The 17,544-nt window shown below is 68.1% G+C and carries 13 protein-coding genes; 11 read left to right on the top strand and 2 right to left on the bottom strand.

Annotated elements, in window-relative coordinates; translation table 11 throughout:
* Positions 1–10: 10 nt before the first annotated feature.
* Genes glgB through glgX form a run of 6 tightly spaced genes read left to right on the top strand, consistent with a single transcriptional unit; the run spans position 11 to position 10,590 of the window.
* Positions 11–2,185: a 1,4-alpha-glucan branching protein GlgB gene (glgB, locus tag QE373_RS09190; protein ID WP_309685708.1), complete on the top strand. Its 2,175-nt coding sequence runs from the start codon at positions 11–13 to the stop codon at positions 2,183–2,185.
* The gene (gene treZ, locus QE373_RS09185) at positions 2,182–3,921 is read left to right on the top strand and encodes a malto-oligosyltrehalose trehalohydrolase (protein ID WP_309685705.1); all 1,740 of its coding nucleotides are present in this window, start codon (positions 2,182–2,184) and stop codon (positions 3,919–3,921) included. Before glgB ends, treZ begins: the two co-directional genes overlap by 4 nt.
* Positions 3,918–5,795: a 4-alpha-glucanotransferase gene (locus QE373_RS09180; RefSeq protein ID WP_309685703.1), complete on the top strand. Its 1,878-nt coding sequence runs from the start codon at positions 3,918–3,920 to the stop codon at positions 5,793–5,795. The genes treZ and QE373_RS09180 overlap by 4 nt, the downstream gene beginning before the upstream one ends.
* The gene (treY, locus tag QE373_RS09175; RefSeq protein WP_309685701.1) at positions 5,792–8,329 is read left to right on the top strand and encodes a malto-oligosyltrehalose synthase; all 2,538 of its coding nucleotides are present in this window, start codon (positions 5,792–5,794) and stop codon (positions 8,327–8,329) included. Before QE373_RS09180 ends, treY begins: the two co-directional genes overlap by 4 nt.
* Positions 8,319–8,495, top strand: coding sequence for a DUF2934 domain-containing protein (locus QE373_RS09170; RefSeq protein ID WP_309685700.1), 177 nt, complete (start codon positions 8,319–8,321; stop codon positions 8,493–8,495). Before treY ends, QE373_RS09170 begins: the two co-directional genes overlap by 11 nt.
* Complete coding sequence (gene glgX / locus QE373_RS09165; RefSeq protein WP_309685698.1) at positions 8,482–10,590, top strand: glycogen debranching protein GlgX; 2,109 nt, start codon at positions 8,482–8,484, stop codon at positions 10,588–10,590. Before QE373_RS09170 ends, glgX begins: the two co-directional genes overlap by 14 nt.
* Positions 10,591–10,627: 37 nt before the next feature.
* Here the strand turns inward: glgX and atpC are convergent, their stop codons facing one another.
* Positions 10,628–11,074: an ATP synthase F1 subunit epsilon gene (gene atpC / locus QE373_RS09160; RefSeq protein WP_309685696.1), complete on the bottom strand. Its 447-nt coding sequence runs from the start codon at positions 11,072–11,074 to the stop codon at positions 10,628–10,630.
* A gap of 186 nt (positions 11,075–11,260) precedes the next feature.
* Between atpC and QE373_RS09155 the strand changes: the two genes are divergently transcribed.
* Together QE373_RS09155 and QE373_RS09150 are read left to right on the top strand one after the other, a co-directional pair.
* Positions 11,261–11,662, top strand: a complete 402-nt coding sequence (locus tag QE373_RS09155) for a response regulator (protein ID WP_161809858.1) — start codon at positions 11,261–11,263, stop codon at positions 11,660–11,662.
* Between the two features lie 7 nt (positions 11,663–11,669).
* Positions 11,670–13,664, top strand: coding sequence for an HWE histidine kinase domain-containing protein (locus tag QE373_RS09150; RefSeq protein WP_309685693.1), 1,995 nt, complete (start codon positions 11,670–11,672; stop codon positions 13,662–13,664).
* Positions 13,665–14,080: 416 nt separating this feature from the next.
* On the opposite strand, the gene proP is transcribed toward QE373_RS09150, so the two are convergent.
* Positions 14,081–15,568, bottom strand: a complete 1,488-nt coding sequence (gene proP, locus QE373_RS09145) for a glycine betaine/L-proline transporter ProP (protein ID WP_309685690.1) — start codon at positions 15,566–15,568, stop codon at positions 14,081–14,083.
* 300 nt (positions 15,569–15,868) lie between these two features.
* Between proP and QE373_RS09140 the strand changes: the two genes are divergently transcribed.
* The 3 genes from QE373_RS09140 to QE373_RS09130 all read left to right on the top strand — a co-directional run bounded on the left by QE373_RS09140 (position 15,869) and on the right by QE373_RS09130 (position 17,444).
* Complete coding sequence (locus QE373_RS09140) at positions 15,869–16,561, top strand: YjjG family noncanonical pyrimidine nucleotidase (protein ID WP_309685688.1); 693 nt, start codon at positions 15,869–15,871, stop codon at positions 16,559–16,561.
* Positions 16,562–16,697: 136 nt separating this feature from the next.
* Positions 16,698–17,117, top strand: a complete 420-nt coding sequence (locus QE373_RS09135) for a host attachment family protein (protein WP_057507665.1) — start codon at positions 16,698–16,700, stop codon at positions 17,115–17,117.
* 3 nt (positions 17,118–17,120) lie between these two features.
* On the top strand, positions 17,121–17,444 hold the full coding sequence (locus tag QE373_RS09130; protein WP_309685685.1) for a thioredoxin family protein: 324 nt from the start codon (positions 17,121–17,123) through the stop codon (positions 17,442–17,444).
* Positions 17,445–17,544: the final 100 nt, after the last annotated feature.

Genomic DNA, 17,544 nt, shown 5'->3' with positions numbered 1-17,544 from the left:
TGTATCGGCAATGATTGATCCCCTTCCCGAGCCGTTGCTGGCGCTGTCGCGCGGCGAACCGGTGGACCCGTTTGCCTGGCTGGGCGTGCATGCCGATGGCAAGGGCGGGCACGTGCTGCGTGTGCTGCTGCCGGAAGCCCGGGCGGTGTGGGCGCGGCTGCCAGGCGAGGCGGCCGAACAGGCGCTGGCTGCCACGGCGGCCGATGGGCTGTTCCAGCTGGCGGTGCCGGGCCCGGGCCGGGCGATGCTGCGGATCAGCTGGGCCGAGGGTGAGCAGCGGATGGAGGATCCGTATGGGTTCTGGCCGCTGCTGCCGGATGACGTGCTTGCAGGAATCCGCGACGGTGACGGTGAGGCGATGCGCGCGCTCGGCGCCCTGCCGATGCAGGTCGACGGCGTGGACGGCGTTCGTTTTGCGGTGTGGGCGCCCAATGCGCAGCGCGTCGCGGTGGTCGGTGAATTCAACGGCTGGGACGGGCGCCGCCACCCGATGCGGCTGCGCCATGATGGCGGGGTGTGGGAGCTGTTCCTGCCCGGCGTGGCGGCCGGTGCGCGCTACAAGTACCGCATCACCGGGGCCGACGGCACGATCCTGGCCGACAAGGCCGACCCGATGGCGCGCTGGGCCGAACTGCCGCCGGCCACCGCCTCGCGCGTGGCGCCGGCCGAGGCACGGCAGTGGCAGGATGCGCAGTGGATGCAACAGCGCACCGCCGCACGCCACGCCCCCCTGTCGATCTACGAAGTACATGCCGGATCTTGGCAGCGCGATGCCGAGGGCAATGCCTACGACTGGAACGCGCTGGGCGACCGCCTCATCCCGCATGTGCAGGGGCTGGGCTTCACCCACATCGAACTGCTGCCGGTCAGCGAGCATCCCTTCGGTGGCTCGTGGGGCTACCAGCCGCTGGGTATCTACGCACCGACCGCGCGCCACGGTACGCCGGAGGATTTCGCGCGCTTCGTCGACCGCTGCCACCAGGCCGGTATCGGCGTGATCGTCGACTGGGTCAGCGCCCATTTCCCCAATGATGCACACGGGCTGGAGCGCTTCGATGGCACCGCGCTGTACGAACACGCCGACCCGCGCGAAGGCTTCCACCAGGACTGGCACACCCTGATCTACAACTACGGCCGCAATGAAGTGGCCGGCTACCTGATCGGCAGCGCCTTGGAATGGATCGAACGTTTCCATGTCGATGGCCTGCGCGTGGATGCGGTCGCTTCGATGCTGTACCGCGACTACAGCCGCAACGAAGGCGAGTGGGTGGCAAACGAGCATGGCGGGCGCGAGAACCTGCAGGCGGTCGCGTTCCTGAAGCGGATGAACACCACGCTGCAGGCACGCTTCCCCGAGGTGATGGTCATCGCCGAGGAATCCACCGCATGGCCCGGGGTCACCGCGCCGGTGGAGCAGGGCGGCCTGGGCTTCTCGCACAAGTGGAACATGGGCTGGATGCACGACTCACTGCGCTACATGCAGCATGACCCGGTGCATCGCCAGCACCACCACAGCGAGATGACCTTCGGCCTGGTCTACGCGTTTTCCGAACGGTATGTGCTGCCGCTTTCGCATGACGAAGTGGTGCACGGCAAGGGCGCGCTGCTGGCGCGCATGCCCGGTGATGAGTGGCAGCGCTTTGCCAACCTGCGCGCCTACTACGCACTCATGTGGGCGCACCCGGGCAGCAAACTGCTGTTCATGGGCGGGGAGTTCGGCCAGGCCCACGAATGGAACCATGACGCTGCACTGGACTGGGAGCAGGCCGGACGCCCGTTCAACCACGGCGTGGCCCGGCTGGTCGGTGACCTCAACCGGCTGCTGCGCGCTCAACCCGCGCTGCACCGCGACGAGCAGGACGAACGCACGTTTGAATGGAGCATCGGCGATGACCATGCCAACAGCGTGTTCGCCTTCGTCCGCCACGATCCGCACGGACACGCTCCGCCGTTGCTGGTGGTCAGCAACCTGACCCCGGTGCCCCGCCATGATTACCGCGTGGGCGTGCCGCGTGCCGGGCAGTGGCGTGAGGTGCTCAACACGGACAGCGCCTTCTACGCCGGCAGCAATGCGGGCAACGGCGGTGCACTGCACACCCAGCCGCACAGCATGCACGGGCAGCCGCATTCGCTGCAGCTGACCCTGCCGCCGCTGGCCACGCTCTACCTGCAGGTCGACGCATGACACCAGCGGGGAGGGGGCGGCTGGGCGCATGGCCGCTCGGCGACGGACGCTATGCGTTCAGGCTGTGGGCGCCCGATGCCGGGCAGGTTGCAGTGGTACTCGATGGCGAGGTGCATCCGATGCAGCCCGAACACGAGGGCTGCTTCTTCTTGGAGGCCTCCGGCAGCAGCGGAACGCCGTACCGGTTCCTGGTCGATGGCCAGGCGCAGGTGCCCGATCCTGCGTCGCGCTGGCAGCCGCATGGGGTCGAGGGTGCCAGTGCACTGCTTCCCGATGATGGCCACGCGTGGCAGTCACGATGGGAGGGGCGGCCCTGGCAGGAACTGGTCATCTACGAGGTGCACCTGGGCTGCAGCGGGGGCACTGCCGGGCTGATGGCGCAGTTGCCTGCGCTGGCCGCGATGGGTATCACCGCGCTGGAGCTGATGCCGGTGGCGCAGTTCCCGGGGCGTCGCAACTGGGGCTACGACGGCGTCTTCCCGTACGCGCCCGCCGAGGCCTACGGGCATCCGGACGCGCTCAAGGCGCTGGTCGACGCCGCCCACGGACACGGCATGGCGGTGCTGCTGGACGTGGTCTACAACCATTTCGGGCCGCAGGGCAACCTGCTGGACACCTACGCCTCGGCATTCTTCAAGCGCGATGCACCCACGCCGTGGGGCGAGGCCATTGATTTCACCCAGGCGCAGGTCAAGCGCTTCTTCGTCGACAACGCCTTGATGTGGCTGCAGGAGTACCGTTTCGACGGCTTGCGGCTGGACGCGGTGCAGGCGATCACCCCAAATGCGTTCCTGGGTGAACTGGTGCAGGCGATACGCGAGGGCTGCCCGGGGCGGCCGCATGTTCACCTGGTGCTGGAAAACGAACGCAACCAGTCGCGCTGGCTGCGGGGGGACTACCAGGCGCAGTGGAACGATGACGTCCACAATGCGCTGCACGTGATGCTGACCGGCGAAGTGGAGGGGTATTACGCCGACTACGCCGGGCGCGCACCACAGTTGCTGGCGCGCGCGCTTTCGGAGGGATTTGCATGGCAGGGCGAGCGCAACCACAAGGGCGAACTGCGCGGCGAGCCGAGCGCGGACGTGCCGCCGCAGCGCTTCGTGGTCTTCGCGCAGAACCACGACCAGATCGGCAACCGGGCATTCGGCGAGCGGCTGGTGACACTGGTCCCCGCGGCGCATGCGCGCGCCGCGCTGGCGCTGGTGCTGCTGCTGCCGATGGTGCCGTTGCTGTTCATGGGCGAGCCATGGCAGGCGCGACAGCCGTTCCTGTTCTTCACTGATTACGTGGCGCCGCTGGATGACCTCGTACGCGAGGGGCGACGACGCGAGTTCGCCGGTTTCGCCGCGTTCGCCGATGCCGACCAGCGCCAGCGGATCCCCGATCCCAATGCGCGCGCCACCTTCGATGCGTGCCGGGTCATGCTGCCTGCGGCCGGTGATGCAGATGCCGATGCGCATCTTGCCGTGTTCACCGAACTGCTTGCGCTGCGTCGTCGCTACCTGCAGCCGGGACTGGCGCAGGCGCGCTCGCTGGGCGCGCGGGTACTGGTACAGCAGGCGGTGCAGGCGGGCTGGCAGCTGCCGGAGGGGCAGTGGTGGATCGCGATCAACGTGGGCGATTCCGAGGTGGAGCACGCGCTTCCCGATGGCGCGCTGGTGTGGGAACAGCAGCCCGCCGCGGCCGGCAGGATCGCCGCCGGCAGCGTGCGGGTGCACTGGGTGGCGGGATGAGCGGCCGCCATCCGTTGCAGCAGTGCGCTGACCAGGCCGGCCTGCAGGTACGCTGGACCGACGTGGCCGGCGTGGAGCGCGACGTGGCGTGGGACGTGGTCGAAGCGGTGTTGCTGTCGCTGCAGGGGAACACCGACGAGGAAGGTGTTTCCCCGCCACTGCTGACCTGCATCGCCGGCCAGGGGCTGCGGGTGCCTGCTGCGGGATCCGGGCCTGCCCATTGGGTGGGCGAACAGGGGGCGGAGCTGCCGGCGCAGCAGGTCGGTCCCGATCAGTGGCTTGCGCCGGCAACGCCGGGCTACTGGCACTGGCGCCAGGGCGAACGCCTGCAGGCCGTGGCCGTGGCGCCGCTGCACGCATGGTTCCCCGACAGGGCCGATGGCCCCCGCTACTGGGGCATTTCCACGCAGGTGTACGGCGTGTCCGCCACAGGCGATGGCGGGATCGGTGACAGCGGCGGGATTGCAGCCTGGCTGCCGCGCCTGCAGCGCCATGGTGGGGACGCGATCGGGCTTTCGCCGATCCACGCCAACATGCCGATCCGCAGCAGTTTCAGTCCGTATTCGCCGAGCGACCGGCGCTGGCTGGAGCCGTTGCATGGCGCTCCCCTGCAGCACCTCGCTGAAGCGGCCCTGGCGGTGCGTGCCGCCGATCCCCGGCTTGATGCGGACCTTGCCCTGCACGAAGCGGCCGGTCAGATCGACTGGCCCGCGGCGGCGGCGGCGAAATGGCAGTGGATAGGCCGGTTGCCCGCGTGGCTGCAGACGCACCACCCTGGCCATTGGCAGCTTATCGAATCGGAAATTGCCGCCTACGGTGCGCCGCTGGCGTCGTGGGCCAGCCAGACCGCCGCCTTGTCCCGGACGCCGGCTTCGGTGCAGGCGTTCGGGCAATGGTTGGTGCAGTCGAGCTGGCACCAGGTGCAGCGTGATGCACGCGAACGCGGCATGGCGATCGGGCTGATCGCCGACCTGGCGATCGGCTTCGATCCGGCCGGGGTGGAGGCGCATGACAACGCCGGTGCCGTGCTGCAGGGCCTGGAGCTGGGCGCACCCCCGGACGCGTTCAATCCGCATGGGCAGGCGTGGGGCATCACCGGGTATGCCCCACGTGCGCTGCGCGCGCAGGGCTATGCGCCCTTCATCAGCCTGCTGCGCGCGGTGATGGCGCGGCGCGGCGGCGTGCGCATCGACCACATCCTGGGCCTGCTGCGGCTGTGGGTGCTGCCGCGGGGTGCCGGCGCGGGGCAGGGCGTCTACCTGCGCTGCCCGTTCGATGACCTGCTCAACCTGCTGGTGCTTGAATCATGCCGCCACCGCTGCGTGGTGATCGGCGAAGACCTGGGGGTCGTGCCCCCCGGCATCCGCGATGCCCTGGCGTCGCGCGGCGTACTGGGCATGGACGTACTGGCCTTCAGCCGCGATGGACAGGGATTCCTGCCGGCCAGGCAGTGGCGTGCATCGGCAGTGGCGATGAGCTCCACCCATGACCTGCCACCTGTTGCAGGCTGGCTGCAGGGGCGCGACCTGCAATGGCGGCGTCGACTGGGCTGGACCGGCGAAGCGGCGCAGCAGCTGCAGCTCGAACAGCGCCAGGCCGAGGTGCGGCAGCTGGCCGCGCAGGTGCAGGCCGAAGGCCTGGACAGTGGCGATCTGCAGCGCGATGCGTTGGCCTTCACCGCGCGTACGCCGTCGGTGCTGGCGCTGCTGCCGCTGGAGGACGCGGCGGGGATCATCGAGCAGCCGAACCTGCCCGGTACCGTGGACGAGCACCCGAACTGGCGGCAGCGGTTGCGGCTGCAGGACGATGATGGCGCGCTCGACCAGCGCCTGTCTGCGTTTGCCGCACAGCGGATGCCGGCGGTGGGCGCATGACCGCGCTGCGTGCCAGCGTGCGCCTGCAGCTGCATGCCGGCTTCGATTTCGATGCCGCCGCAGCCCAGGTCGATTATTTTGCACGCCTGGGCATCAGTCACCTGTACCTTTCACCGATCGCGGCGGCCGTACCGGGGTCGACGCACGGTTATGACAACATCGACCCCACCCGGATCAGCCCCGAACTGGGCGGCGAAGCCGGTTTCGCGCGGCTGGCCGAGGCGGTGCGGGCGCATGCCATGGGCATCCTGCTGGACATCGTGCCCAACCACATGGCGGCGCATCCGGGCAATCGGTGGTGGAGCGACGTGCTGCGGCACGGCCGGCGCAGCGTGCATGCAGGCTGGTTCGATATCGACTGGGAGGCGCCCGGGTGCGAGGGCAAGCTGTGGCTGGCCGTGCTGGACAGGCCGCTGGCCGCTGCGCTCGCCGACGGCGTACTGAGCCTGGACATCGGTGCGACCGGTCCCTGCCTGCGCCACCACGACCTCACTTTGCCGCTGTCACCGCTGAGCTTCCCTGCAGCCGCCGACAGCTGGCCGGCCTGGGTCGAGCGCTGCCAGCGCTCGCCGCAGCGACTGCATGACCTGCTGCAGCGCCAGGCCTACCGGCTGGCGTGGTGGCGCAGCGGCGCTGACCGCACCAACTACCGTCGCTTCTTCGACATCGATGGGCTGGTGGCGTTGAAGGTGGAAGAACCGCAGGTCTTCGAGGCGGTGCACGCGCTGCCGCTGCGGCTGGTCGCCGAAGGCCACGTCGATGGCCTGCGCATCGATCATGTCGACGGGCTGGCCGATCCGGCCGGGTACCTGCAGCAGCTGCGGACGTGCCTGGACGGCGTGGCCGCGCAGCGCAGCCTCCCGCCCGGTTCGATCACCCTGCACGTGGAGAAGATCCTCGCCGACGGTGAAGCGCTGCCGGCCGACTGGACCTGCGATGGGACCACCGGTTACGACTTCATGGACCAGGTGGGCGCCTTGCTGCACGACGGCGCCGCCGAACCTGCCCTGCAGGCGCTCTGGCAGGCGCAGAGCGGGGACGGACGCGGTTTCGATGCCTGGCAGCAGCAGGCCCGGCTGCAGATGCTGCAGGGCTCGTTGCGCTGCGACCTTGATCGGTTCCTGCGCGGCCTGGCCGAACCCTGCGCGAATGATCCCGAAGCAGCGGACCTGACCGGCGGCATGTTCGAACGCGCAGCGATCGCCCTGCTGCAGCATTTCCCGGTGTATCGCACCCACGGGTTGCGCTCGGCAGCCGACCAGCAGTGGCTGGACCGCGCCGCCACGGCAGCCGCTGCGCAGCTGGGTGAAGGTGATCGCGCGGCGCTGCGGCATGTCTGCACGTGGCTGGGCGAGCACCCGGCCCTGCGCACCCGGTTCGAACAGCTGACCGCGCCGCTCAACGCCAAGGCGGTCGAGGACACCACCTTCTATCGGTACGCGCGGCTGCTGTCGCGCAACGAAGTAGGCAGTGACCCGGACCGGATCCACCTGCCGCTGGAGCAGTTCCTGGGATGCGCAGGGCAACGCGCGCAGCACTGGCCGCAGGCCCTGCTTGCCGTGGCCACCCACGACCACAAGCGCGGCCCGGATGCGCGCTGTCGGCTGGCGGTGCTGAGCTGGAACGTGGCGTACTGGGCAGGCCAGCAGCGCCACTGGAATGCGCTGGCGGTCGCGGCCGGGCATCCGTGCCCGCTGCCGGGTGGCGAAACCAGCATGCTGTGGCAGACCTTGGTCGGCAGCTGGCCACTGCAGGCGGAGGCGGTGGATGCTGCGTTCATCGCGCGCGTCGGTGGCTGGTTGCAGAAGGCCCTGCGTGAAGGCAAGCGGGTGAGCAGCTGGAGTGACCCCGACCCGGTCCTGGAGCAGGCGGCGGCCGACTGGTTGGCGTGGTTTGGCGGCAGCCCGGAGGCGGCGGTGCTGCGTTCGGCCGTGGAGGCGTTCGTGCATGGCATTGCGCCACATGCGGCGCGCCTGGGACTGGTCCAGCTGGCCCTGCAGCTGTGTTGCCCGGGGGTGCCGGACATCTACCAGGGTAACGAGGGCTGGGATACCAGCATGGTCGATCCGGACAACCGCGGCGCGGTGGACTACGCGCAACGGCGTGCATGGCTGGCCGCTGCACCGGACTGGCAGCAGGCACTGCGGGCTTGGTCCGATGGCGCGCCCAAGGCGCTGCTGCTGGCTACCCTGCTGCGCTGCCGCGCCGCCATGCCGGACCTGTTCGGTGCCGCCCCGTTGACGGCGCTGGCCGCGCACGGTGCGGTATGGGCGCTGGGGCGGCTGGCCGGCACGCACGGCATGGTACTGGTGGTCGATGCCGCCGCGTCGGTGGACGTGGAGCTTGCCGGCCCCGGCCTGTTGCGGCAGGGCGCCGGCCACGCCGGCCGCGTCACGTTGCCAGTGGGACACTGGCGCAGCCTGCTGGATGCACGGCGGTGTGAAGGAGGGCAGGACGTCGATGCGTCCTCGCTGCTCGATGGGGCCCCCGTGGCGATCTGGGTTCTGGATAACGGAGATGAGGATGGATGCTGAACAACGCCGGGCGCGCACCGCTGCGCTGGCCCACCAGATATGGGAAGCCGAAGGTCGTCCCGATGGGCAGCAGCAACGGCACTGGCAGATGGCCGAACGGCTGGTGCTGGCCGACATAGCAGCCGCCCATGAAAGGGACCCGGAGGCAGGCAGTGGCCCTTCGTAAATGGACGCAGACGTCGCGTGTCCGCGAAGGGCTGCCGTATCCGCTGGGTGCCAGTTGGGACGGACTGGGGGTCAATTTCGCGCTGTACTCCCGGCATGCCACCCGCGTCGAGCTGTGCCTGTTCGACGAACGCGGGCGCGAAAAAGAACGCATCGCGCTGCCCGAATACACCGACGAAATATGGCATGGCTACCTGCCTGATGCGCGTCCGGGCCAGCGTTATGGGTACCGCGTGCATGGCCCCTACGCGCCGGATGCGGGGCATCGCTTCAACCCCAATAAGCTGCTGCTTGACCCCTATGCCAAGCAGATCGTGGGCGAACTCAAGTGGGCGCCCCACCTGTTCGGCTACACCATCGGCCATCGCGACCGCGACCTGAGTTTCGACAAGCGTGACAGCGCCGCCTACATGCCGCGCTGCGCGGTGATCGACCCCGCGTTCAGCTGGGGCAGTGAACGGGCGCCGGCCACCCCGTGGGACCGCACCGTGATCTACGAAGCGCACGTGCGCGGGCTCACCATGCGCCATCCGTCCGTATCCAAGGACGAGCGCGGCACGTTCTCCGCGCTGCGCCACGATGCGCTGGTGGGCCATCTCAAGCACCTGGGCGTGACCGCGATCGAGCTGCTGCCCGTGCATGCCTTCGTCGATGAGCAGCACCTGCTGCAGCAGGGCCTGCGCAACTACTGGGGCTACAACTCGATCGGCTTCTTCGCCCCGCACCCGCGCTATCTGTCGCTGGGCACGGTGGCCGAGTTCAAGCAGATGGTCGCGCGCATGCACCATGCCGGGCTGGAAGTGCTGCTGGATGTTGCCTACAACCACACCGCCGAAGGCAATGAGCTGGGCCCGACGCTGTCGTTCAAGGGCATCGACAACACCAGTTATTACCGGCTGGGCGATGACCGTCGTTACTACATCAACGATACCGGGACCGGCAACACCTTCGACCTGACCAACGCCGGTGCGCTGCGCATGGTGATGGATTCACTGCGGTACTGGGTGACGGAAATGCGCGTGGATGGTTTCCGCTTCGACCTGGCCACCATCCTGGGCAGGGAAAGGCATGGCTTTGATCCGTCCTGCAGTTTCCTGGACGCAGTGCGCCAGGATCCGGTGCTGAGCCAGGTCAAGCTGATCGCCGAGCCGTGGGACATCGGTCCGGGCGGCTACCAGTTGGGGGCCTTCGCGCCGGGCTGGGCGGAATGGAACGATCGATTCCGTGACACCAGCCGTGCGCTGTGGCGCGGTGATGGCGGGCAGCTGCCGGGCTTCGCCGCGCGCTTCACCGGTTCAGCGGACCTGTTCGACCACCACGGCCGACGTCCATCGGCCAGCATCAACTTCGTTACCGCCCACGATGGGTTCAGCCTGCACGATCTGGTCAGTTACGAGCACCGGCACAACCTTGCCAACGGGGAAGAGGGGCGCGACGGACACGGCAACAACCTGTCCAGCAACCACGGCGTGGAAGGACCGACCGAACAGCCGGCGATCCTGGCGTTGCGGGCGCAGCAGATGCGCAACCTGCTCGCGACGCTGCTGCTGTCACAGGGCACCCCGATGCTGCTGGCCGGCGATGAGTTCGGCCATACCCAACAGGGCAACAACAACGTCTACTGCCAGGACAACGAGCTGGCGTGGATCGACTGGGAGCGCGCCGAACAACCGCTGGCGCAGGCCCAGCTGGCCTTCGTCCGCCGCCTGCTGCTGCTGCGTCGCCGCTATGGACTGCTGCGCCGCAACCGCTTCCTGCGCGATGCAGGACAACGCAGCGGCGATATCCACTGGTTCACCCCGGAAGGACACCGGATGCAGGAGGTGCACTGGCATGACGGTGAGCGACGGGCGCTGACCATCGTGCTCGATGGCCGCAGTCCGGACAGTGGCCTGCAGGAGCCGGGCCGGCATGTCAGCCTGGCGCTGTTGATCAACACCGGCACCACGCCGCAGGCCTACCGCGTGGAACTGGACGGCATGGAGTTCCGCAAGGTCCTGCTGCAGACCCCGGAAGCGCCGTTGCAGCAGGACCCCGACGGTCAGTGGCAGCTGCCCGCCCACAGCCTGTGCCTGCTGGCGGCAAGCAGCAGCTGACGGGGCTGCGCGGGGCAGGGCAGCCGCTGCCGGTGCCTCAGCCCTGCCCGGGCCGGCGGATGCGCGCCAGGCGGGCAACCAGCTCGGCGTGCAACTGCGGATACTGGTCATCGCTGAAGGCGGCGGCCATCGGCGAACCGGCCAGCTGCCGCGCTTCGTCGGCGCGTGCGGCATCGAGCGCATCGCTGCGCGCGGCCAGGTCGGCCAGCACGATCACCTCGCCGGGTTGCACTTCGACGTAGCCGCCGGACACATGCAGGTACAGCGGCCCGCCGCCCGGTTCCGGGAACAGGTGGATGAAGCCTTCCACCAGCGGCGCCAGCAGCGGCAGGTGGCCGGCCATGATGCCGAACCGGCCGTCCGCACCGGGCAGGCTGGCTTCGCGCACCCGTCCTTCCCAGCACAGGCCGGCCAGGCTGACCACGCGAAGGGGAAAGCCTTCGCGGGTGGCGGAAATGATCGGGGGAACGTCGGCCGGGTTCATGTAGCGGGCCTGGTGGTGGGGCCTCCAGCTTCCTACGTTGCCGCGGCTGCCGCTGTGACGTAGCGCAATTGCCATGTCAAAGGCCTACAAACCTTCCCGTCACGTTGCGTTGCGGTGCACTACGCTCATCATCTGGCTGTATTCATGGCCGCCGCGACGAGGCGGGGCTACCTCTGGAGGCGATGTGTGACGGTAACGAACGTGGACAATGGCGGGCTGGCGGGCAAGCGGGTGCTGGTCGCCGAAGACGAATACAACATCGCCATGTTCCTGGTGGAATATCTGCAGATGAAGGACGTCGACGTGGTCGGTCCTGCCGGCAACCTGAAGGCGCTCGATGCATTGGTGGACGCGCATGCCATCGACGGTGCGCTGCTGGACATCAACCTGGGCGGTGAGCTGGTGTATCCGCTGGCGGACCGCCTGCTTGAACGGAACATTCCCTTCGTACTGACCTCCGGCTACGACGACAACGTTCCGGAGCGTTTCGCCGATGCACCGCGCTGTGGCAAGCCGTACCGGCTGGAGGCGCTGACCCAGGCGCTGGAGCAGGCATTACAGGCGCGCGGCGTGCCTGGCAGCGGCTGAGGTGACCATGGCCAGTCGATTGGACCCGCGCAGCGCATCGCAGGGCCGCCTGGCCGGCGCTGCCGGTGCACTGGCGGCCTGCGCGCGCTCCGGCATGGCCGAACGCATCCGCGGTCACGACTGGTCGGCCTCCTCGCTGGGGGGCATGGGCAGCTGGCCCCCGCACCTGCGTGCCAGCGTGGACCTGATGGCCGCCCATGGCTTCCCGATGATCCTGCTGTGGGGTCCGGAGCTGCTGCAGATCTACAACGACGGCTATGCCGAAGTGATGGCCGACAAACATCCGGCCGGGCTGGGCCAGCCAACGGCCGAGTGCTGGCCCGAAGTCTGGCACATCAACGAACCGCTCTACGCCAAGGTATGGCAGGGCCAGACACTTACCTTTTCGGACAAATGCTATCCCCTGCAGCGGCACGGTCGCCTGCAGGACGTCTGGTTCACCATCACCTACAGTCCGGTGCGTGACTGCGATGGTGCGATCGAAGGCGTACTGGTCACCATGTTCGATACCAGCGCCGAGCACGTCGCGCGGGTGGCGCGCGAGCGCACGGAGCGGGAGTTGCGCCGCACCAATGCCTCGCTGCAGGCCAACGAGGAACGTTTCCGCCAGTTCGCCGCCGCCTCTTCCGATGCGTTGTGGATCCGCAACGCCGATACCCTGGAAACCGAACTGCTGAGCAGCGCATTCGACGGGGTGTACGGGCTGTCGCCGGGGCAGGCGTCCGGCGCGCTTTGCTGCTGGGCCGCCCGGGTGGTTCCCGATGATCGCCAGGCGGCCATCGACAGCGTGGCAAGCGTGCGCGACGGCACCCCGCGCGTGCACGAATTCCGCGTGCAGCGCGAGGACGACAGCCAGTTCCGCTGGGTGCGCGACACCGTGTTCCCGCTGTTCGACGAGGACGGACGGGTAAGCCGCATCGCGGGCATCGCGCGCGATGTCACCGACGAACGGCGCTGGGCCGAGCACCAGTCCGTGCTGGTGGCCGAGCTGCAGCACCGGGTGCGCAACATCATGGCCACCATCGGCTCGATCACGCTGCGCACGCGCGAATCGGCGACCAGCGTGGAGGACTATGCACAACGCTTGTCCGGCCGGGTGATGTCACTGGCGCGCACGCAGACGCTGCTGACCCGTGCCGGCAATGTCGGAATCGATCTGCGCGGCCTGTTGAACGACGAACTGTCCTCCACTGCTTACGGTGAAGGCCGGTTCCTGTTGCACGGACCCGCGGTCATGGTGCCCCCGAAGGCGGCCGAGGTGATGTCGCTGGCGATCCATGAGCTGGCCACCAACGCGCTGCGGCATGGCGCCCTGCGCGACCCGGACGGCAGGCTGGACGTGACGTGGGAGCTGCGCGAGGACGCACAGATGCAGCGCTGGGTGGACCTGCGCTGGGTCGAAACCCACGCCACCCGTGCTGGCTGGCAACCGCCGGCGCGCCGCGGGTTTGGGACGTCGCTGGTCGAAGACCGCATTCCCTACGAACTTGAAGGCGAGGGCCACCTGCAGGTCGCCGCCGATGGCACCGAGGCCTGCATCTCCTTTCCGCTGCGGCACCGTGACAGCATCCTGCAGACCGATGCCCCGCAGGGCACGGCGATCGGTGGCGGCTCTGTCGATCTGGGCGACGCCGGGCTGCTTGCCGGCCATCGGGTGCTGGTGGTGGAAGATGATTTCTACCTGGCCCATGACACCGCGACCGCGCTGCGCAGCGCCGGTGCGCTGGTGCAGGGACCGTGTTCGACCGTGCAGGCTGCGCTGCAACAGCTGGACGGCGGTGCGGTGGATGCGGCGATCATCGACATCAACCTCGGCAACGGGGCGCGGACCGGGATCATCGTCGCGCTGCAGCGCGCCGGGCTGCCGTTCGTGGTGGTCACCGGCTACGACGAAGGCGCGGTGCCGGTCGATGGCGGCCGGTTCGTGCGGCTGCAGAAGCCGGCCACGCCGGCCGGTATTGCGCGCGCGCTCGCCCAGCTGGTGCAGGCCGGCACGGGCTGACTGCCGCCGGGATTGTGTTTGCGCGAAACCTGAAAGCCATTCGACCTGTGCTTTGTTTCAATTGCCCTGCGCCGCCGATACGGGGCGCGCCCGGATCCAGTCGTTGGCAACGGGTTATGGCTGTACGAAGCAAGGAGGAGGCGTTGCGGACGCGGGTTCGAGTCCCGCCAGCTCCACCACCTGGGTATTGGGGGGCCAATGGCCAGGTGAAGGGGCTGTACTGGTTTCGACGTGGCGAGCAATCGGCGTGGACAGCCCGGGAGGCGACCGACGTTATCGGCGCAAAAACCATAATCGCCAATCAAGACGATTATCATCAGGCCCTCAAAGCGGCCTGATCCACGCAAGCGCACGTGGTCATCGAACGCGCGACACCCCGCCGGCGACGGCGGGGTGTTTTCGTTGAGGCGGCAGGCTCAGGCCGGGCGCGCAGTGTCAACGCTGTCGGCAGCCTGCAACGAGGGCACGCTGGCATCGACCGTCACCGGGGTCGTGCCGCGCAGCAGGGCGCGGGCTTCCTGGTCACTGGCCACTGCCGGCGGCGAACCCCGCAGCGGCAGGCCGGCGGTCTCGCGTACGAACAGCATCGTGACCAAGCCGATCACCGCTGCGCCCATCAGGTAATAGGCCGGCACCATCGGGTCGCCGCTGCGTTCCACCAGCCACGCGGTCACCAGCGGGGTGGTGCCGCCGAACAGCGAGACCGATACATTGAAGGTGATCGACAGCGCGCTGTAGCGCACCGGCGTGTAGAACAGCGCAGGCAGCGTGGAAGGCATGGAACTGGTGAAGCAGACCAGCGCGATGCCCAGCAGCATCAGCCCCAGGAAGATCAGCCCGTCCTCGCCGCTGCGCACCAGCAGCAGGCAGGGGATGGCCAACAGCAGCAGCGCGATGCAGGCGCCGATGATCATCGGGCGGCGGCCGAGTCGATCACTGAACAGCCCGCCGACGATGTTGAGCGGCATCATCACCAGCATCACGATGATGATCAACAGCAGGCCCTTGCTTTCGGCATAGCCCAGGGTGACGGTGAGATAGCTGGGCATGTAGGTCAGCAGCATGTAGTCGGTGACGTTGAACACCAGCACCAGGCCCATGCAGATGAGCAGCTGGCGCCCGTGCACGCGCAGCAGTTCGCCCAGCCCCGGCCGCTCATGGTCGCGCTTGGCTGCTTCTTCGGCATACGCGCGGAACGCCGGCGTTTCCTCCAGCCGCATGCGCATGTACAGGCCGAGCAGGCCCAGCGGACCTGCCACCAGGAACGGAATCCGCCAGCCCCAGTCGAGCATCTGCGCGCTACTCAGCAGCAGGTGCAGGGTGGTGACCGTGGCCGCACCGGCGATGTAACCGCCGAGCGTACCGAACTCCAGCCAGCTGCCCATCAGGCCGCGGTTGCGATCGGTGGCGTACTCGGCGATGAACGTCGCCGCGCCGCCGTACTCGCCGCCGGTGGAAAATCCCTGCACCAGTCGCGCCAGCAGCAACAGCACCGGCGCCCAGATGCCGATGCGCTCATAGGAGGGAATCAGGCCGATGGAGAAGGTGCCCAGCGCCATCAGGATCATGGTGAATGCCAGCACTTTCTGCCGGCCGTAACGGTCACCCAGCGGGCCGAACACCAGTCCCCCGAGGGGGCGCACCAGGAAGGCGACGGTGAAGGTGGCGAAGGTGGCGATCAGCTGCGCGGTGGGATTGCTGGCGGGGAAGAACACCTGGCCCAGGGTCACCGCAAGGTAGCCGTAGACACCGAAGTCGAACCATTCCATGGCATTGCCCAGCGCAGCGGCGCCCACCGCGCGGCGCAGCATGGGTTTGTCGACGACGGTGATTTCTTCGACGTCCATCTGACGGCGGCGTTTGAACCAGCCGAAATGGGGGTGTGCAGAGGAGGGATCCTGCATCGTTTTTCTCCTGTGGAAAAGCAACAGCAACAGCAGCGGCGGGCCGGCGACCAGGGGCCGCAGCAGACAAGGGGTGAACGGACGGACTGGCTGGAATCAACACAGCGCAGCACCCGCAGGTGCACGGCAACGCGCACCGCGTGGAACGGCAGGCCCGGGGGCTGCAATCAACGAGGGGGTCTTCAAGCATACGGCCGGTCAGCGGGCCACGCTTTGCGGAGTGGGGCGGTGCAGCGTGCCGTGCTGGGCCGGGGCGCGCGCTGATGCTAGCCTGCACTGCCCTGCAACGCAGCTGCGCCCATGGATTACCGGCTTTTCCTGTTTGATCTGGATGACACCCTGCTGGATTTCCGCACCTCCGAACGTCTCTCGTTCGCGCGTACGCTGTCCAGCCTCGGTATCGAACAGCCCGTGGAGCCGCTGTATGCCACCTACCAGCAGTGCAACCGCGCGCTGTGGGAGGCGCTGGAGCAGGGAAGGGTGGACAAGGATTTCCTCAAGGTCGAGCGCTTCCGCCGGCTGTTCGCCGCGCACGCCATCGACGCCGATCCAGTACGCGCCGGCCAGGTGTACCTGGAATGGTTGCCGCAGACGGTGGTACTGGTGGACGGCGCACGCGCCGCCTGCGAGGTGCTGGCCGCGCACGGCGAGATCGGCATCATCACCAACGGCATCGAACAGGTCCAGTCCCGGCGCATCGCGGTATCCGGGCTCGGCGACCTGATCCGCTTCGTCGCCACGTCCGAGGCTTGCGGCCATGCCAAGCCCGATGTGCGTTTCTTCGCTTACGCCACCGCCATGGCCAGCGCCTTCGAACCGCACCGCACGATCATCATCGGCGATCGGCTGGAAGCGGACATCCTGGGTGCCAACCGTTACGGAATAGACAGCTGCTGGTTCAATCCCGGTGGTTCACCCCGGCACGGCGAGGCGATCCCGACCTGTGAAATCAGCAGGCTGGATGCGTTGCCCGCCGTGCTCGGCCTGGCCTAGGCGGCGATTTCCGGCGCGTGCGCGATCAATTGTTGTAAAAGGTGCACGGCATGCACACGCCGGTGTTGCAGGATGCTTACATCGCTGCCTCTACGGTGGTGACTCACGCCGTAGGCAACCCCGCAGAGGAACCACCATGACCGAGCACACCCCCATTCCCGAAGGCACCCTGATCGTCGTCGCCGACGGCGGCTCGGCCCGCGTGTTCACCAACGTCGGCAGCAAGACCGAGCTGAAGCTCAAGCAGCAGGATGAACTGGTCCTGCGCGATGTCAGCGAAGCCGGCGTGTCCGGGCAGGGGCCTTCCGGTGCGGTGCCCAAGGACATGAGCATTTCCCAGCTCAACGAAGCGACCTTCGCCAAGCAACTGGCCGAGCAGTTGAACGATGATGCGCTGAACAACCGCTACGCCCACCTGGTGCTGGTGGCCGATCCGCAGACGCTCGGCCGGATCCGCCCGCAGCTGCACAAGGAAGTCCAGTCGCGGCTGGTGCGTGACCTGGCCAAGGATTTCACCAACGCACCGCTGGAAGACATCCAGCGCGCGTTGGCCTGAGCCATGGCACCCCCTGCAGGAACGCCGCAACCGGAGCCGCTGCGATCGGCTGTCGATGCCAGCGAAGGCTGGCTGCTGCTTGAATTCGGTGCGACGTGGTGCGGTCACTGCCAGGCCGCCAAGCCAGCGGTGCAGGCGTTCGTGCAGGGCCATGCGCTGGACCACCTGTGGGTGGAGGACGGCAAAGGGCGCCCGCTGGGGCGCTCGTTTGCGGTGAAATTGTGGCCGACGTTGATCCTGCTGCGTGACGGGCAGGAGCTGGCGCGGGTGGTGCGTCCGTTGCGGGAGCAGGACCTTGCGCCGCTGCAGAATTCGATGACCGTCTAGCAACAACGCAATGCAGCATGAACCGCGCGCGCGCCGATGCTAGGATCGGGTTCCCTGAATCGATCTAAATGCCGCCATGCCAAACCGAGCGAAGCGTCGA

This window comes from Stenotrophomonas sp. SORGH_AS_0321, from assembly GCF_031453215.1.
Taxonomy (GTDB): Bacteria; Pseudomonadota; Gammaproteobacteria; order Xanthomonadales; family Xanthomonadaceae; genus Stenotrophomonas; species Stenotrophomonas chelatiphaga.
Note: the sequence above shows the minus strand (reverse complement) of the source record. Positions and strands in the feature narration are given on the sequence as shown.